Origin of the sequence: Dietzia sp. UCD-THP (assembly GCF_000349585.1) — a bacterium.
In the GTDB taxonomy this organism is placed as follows: domain Bacteria; phylum Actinomycetota; class Actinomycetes; order Mycobacteriales; family Mycobacteriaceae; genus Dietzia; species Dietzia natronolimnaea_A.
This window is the reverse complement of the sequence record NZ_AOSR01000183.1, coordinates 1-3,483: the sequence shown is the minus strand read 5'-3', so window position 1 is coordinate 3,483 and position 3,483 is coordinate 1. Positions and strand designations below refer to the sequence as shown.

The following is a 3,483-nucleotide window of genomic DNA, read 5'->3' as shown; positions in this document are numbered from 1 at the left end:
TGAATTCGGCTTAACTCGGATTATGCCGAGGTTTTCGTTAACCCGAAGAGTTCCCGTCGTGCCTGGTCAGTCGCTACTTGCTGAGGATTCTTCGGCTTAACGACTCTGTTCATCGCAGGCTGTAGAGCGCTTGGAGCGTCTCGTCGGTGAGGCGGTCTGCGGCGGGTGGGTCGGTCGTGGGGGTGGCGGTGTTGATCGCTTCGCGCATCATGTTCAGTGTCGCGAACGCGTAGAAGGCCTGGGTTGTGGAGGCGTGCTCGTGGCCGAGGAGCCTCATGATGATCGGCAGGGGGATTCCGCGCTGGTAGAGCTCCATCGCTTTGGTCTTGCGCAGCAGGTGGCAGTGCAGGTTGGTCGGCATCGTGGCACAGCCTTGCTCACGTGCGGTGCGGCCGGCGTTCTTGACGACGGTGGCCACGGTGTCGGTGGAGAGCCGGGTGGGCTGTCCGTGGTGGAGACTGTAGAACAGTGGCCGCGGCGCTGCGTGCTGTGCGGAGCTTGGATGGAACTCGGTGAGATACACGCGCAGGTGAGCGATGGTGTGCTCGGCGAGCGGCACCACTCGGGTCTTGTTGCGTTTGCCGGTCAGCGTCACGTGCGCGGGCGCGGTGAGGCAGAGATTTGAGCATGTCAGGGCGGTGATCTCCCCGACTCGGGCTGCGGTGTCGTAGAGCAGGATGAGCAGCATCCGGTTCCGGCGGGACTTGCTGGTAGTGCCGGTATGAGCGGCCAGGAGCGCTCGCACCTCGTCGTCTGTGAGGTAGGCGATCGGCACCTTGGGTGGGGCCGGGGCCTTCAACGTGGTGGCGGCTTGGTGCAGTGCCACGAGGGTGATGTCCTCGGCGGCGGCGTAGGCAAGGAACGCCTTGAGGGCGCTGAGCCGCAGCGTGATCGTCTTCGGCGCGTACTCGCGTTCGGTGTGCATCCAGGCCAGCCATGCTTTCAGATGGTCGCGGCCGAAGTGGTCGAAGGTGACTTCAGAGCGGTCGAGGTTCTCGGTGGTGGTCAGGAAGGTCACGAAGCATTCCAGGCTGATCCGGTAGGCCTCGACTGTCTTGGGTGAGAGTCCACGCACGGTGGGCATGTAGACGTGCAGGAAGTCTCGGGCCAGGGCGAAGAAGTTGACGGCATCGGTTTGCGGGTCGCGTTTCATTCGAATCCGACCTCCGGCAGCAGGGACTGGCCTTCCTGGGCGATATCGGCGTAGGAGTTCATGAAGTCCGGCGAGGTGTGAACGTAGTAGTACGTCGAATCGAACGTCGCGTGCCCCATGTAGCGGGCGAGATAGGGCAACATCGCGGTAACATCGGTGCCACCTGCCATCCAGCGTTCGAGGTTGGCGTAGGCAAAGTGATGCCGGAAGTCATACGGGCGGGCCCGCTTGCCGTGTTCCGGTGCGGGTAGCCCGGCAGCGTCCCAGATCCGGTGGAAGATCACGCCCACCGAGGCCGGGGCGACCGGTGTGCCGGCGGCCGAGACGAAGAAATTCTCCCGGTGGGGGAATCGGGTTCGGGACTGCTGGTCACACTCCGTCAGTACGGCCGTGACTTCGTCGGTGATCGGCAGTCTGCGACTGCGTCGGCCTTTGGAGCCCACGATGTCGAGGCGGCCGCCTGCGAGATCGACCTGACTCACTGCAAGAGCGCGCACCTCGCCGGTGCGCAGGCCACATGAGTGCATGAGGGTGAAGAACGCGCCGGCTTGCCACGCCCACGGCGATTGGGCGCAGATCCCGGCCGCGGCGGTGAAGAACCGATCGATCTCCTCTTGCGCCAGCAGGTAGGGCTGCGTCCGGATGAACGGCGCTTTCCACTGGTCAGAGAGCACATAGGCGTCCGGGTCCACGTGCAGGGCCAGCCAGCGGCCGAAATCGCGGATGTAGGACATCCACGACCGGTGAACCGAAGAGCGTGCCAGCTCCTCGGTCACCCACCCTTCAATGGCCGCCCGGTCGAAGACCCGAAGATCGTGCCTGGTGGCGTAGGAGTCGAACCGCCTCAAGTACACGATCCGGGACTGACCGTAGAAGCCCATCTGCGACTTGAACTCCAGATACTGCTCGAGAGGGGCAGCGAACGCGCTGGTGAACCTGACGGCGCTCATGACAGTGCTCCCGCTGGGACGGGCAGCACGCACTCGAGCAGTCGCTGCTCATCGATGCTCAGATAGGTGTTGGTCGACTCCTGACTTGAGTGACCAAGCACCGCGGCGATCGTCGGCAACGGCACCGCCGCATGCAGCAGCCGGGACGCGGCGCTATGACGCAACATGCGTGTTCCGGCTTGCTCCTCGATGATTCCGGCCTTGGCGAACACCTCAGCGGTGATCCGGTAGATGGAGGCGTGATCGGCCAACCGGGTGTACGGAGCCCGGCTGCGCAGAAACACGTGATCATCGCCGGAATCGGGACGGTCCTCGAGCACGTACTCGGCCAGCCTGCCCGCCAGCACGCCCGGCATCGGCAGCAGCACCGGATTGCGCGTCTTCTGCTGCACCAGCGAGATCACCTGGGACCGCCAGTCGATATCGGCCAGCCGCAATGCGACGATGTCGCAGGCCCGCAGTCCGGTGGTCAGCGCCAGCAACGTGATCGCCGCGTCCCGGGCACCCACAGTGGCAGGTGAGGCGCACGCGGTGACCAGTCGCTGTGTGTCCTGATCGGTCAGGACCGCAGGGATCGTGTGCTGGCGCCGGGCCCCGACCAGCGTGAGCGCGTCGACGAGATCGGTACGAGAACAGAACTTGAGAAACGGTCGAAAGTTCGACACCAGCCACACCAGCGACGACTGTGCCCACCGATCCAGCAGCGAGCCAAAAAACCCGGTGACCGTGCCCGGGCCGGCATCATCGAGAACATAGATCCCGTGGTCTTCCAGGTACACGAGATAGCCACGCGCAACCCGCCCGTACGCGTACCGAGTCGCCGCAGCCAGCCCGCGATCGGCCATATCGGCCTCCCACGCGGCATTGAGTGCGGTGAACTCGCTCGTGGTCGGACGTCGTCCGCCACCCCCGCGCTTTCGTGTGGCCAAGTCCACGGCCCCGGAGTCGAGGTACGAGTCGAACACCGCGACCAGCCGCGAGTACGCGAACCGACGCTGGGAACTGAATCGTCCCGTCCGAGGACTGGTCGTCAACGCCGCAAACTGCGCACCGAGCTCGGTCGTGTACGTCCCGCCACGAGCGGCGACGAAGGCATCCAGGAGCCTGATCGTCTTCTGGTACTGATCGATGGTCGAATCCTTGTAGCCGGCCACCCGCAACGCCGCGACGACGACCTGACCCAGATGAACAACAGTCGTATCCATGTCCGCTTCCCTTCCGATAGACGGATGGATACAGACCGACACTAGCCACGACCGACAGAGACGTTAAGCCGAAGAATCCTCAGCAAGTAGCGACTGACCAGGCACGACGGGAACTCTTCGGGTTAACGAAAACCTCGGCATAATCCGTGTTAAGCTGAATTCGGCTTAACTCGGA

General features: G+C 63.9%; 3 protein-coding genes. All 3 read right to left on the bottom strand.

Going from position 1 to position 3,483, the window contains the following annotated elements:
- Window positions 1–109: 109 nt before the first annotated feature.
- Genes H483_RS27505 through H483_RS27495 form a run of 3 tightly spaced genes read right to left on the bottom strand, consistent with a single transcriptional unit; the run spans window position 110 to window position 3,350 of the window.
- Window positions 110–1,153, bottom strand: coding sequence for a tyrosine-type recombinase/integrase (locus H483_RS27505; RefSeq protein ID WP_017836515.1), 1,044 nt, complete (start codon window positions 1,151–1,153; stop codon window positions 110–112).
- On the bottom strand, window positions 1,150–2,103 hold the full coding sequence (locus tag H483_RS27500; protein ID WP_017836514.1) for a tyrosine-type recombinase/integrase: 954 nt from the start codon (window positions 2,101–2,103) through the stop codon (window positions 1,150–1,152). Before H483_RS27500 ends, H483_RS27505 begins: the two co-directional genes overlap by 4 nt.
- Window positions 2,100–3,350: a site-specific integrase gene (locus H483_RS27495; protein WP_238556269.1), complete on the bottom strand. Its 1,251-nt coding sequence runs from the start codon at window positions 3,348–3,350 to the stop codon at window positions 2,100–2,102. Before H483_RS27495 ends, H483_RS27500 begins: the two co-directional genes overlap by 4 nt.
- Window positions 3,351–3,483 lie beyond the last annotated feature (133 nt).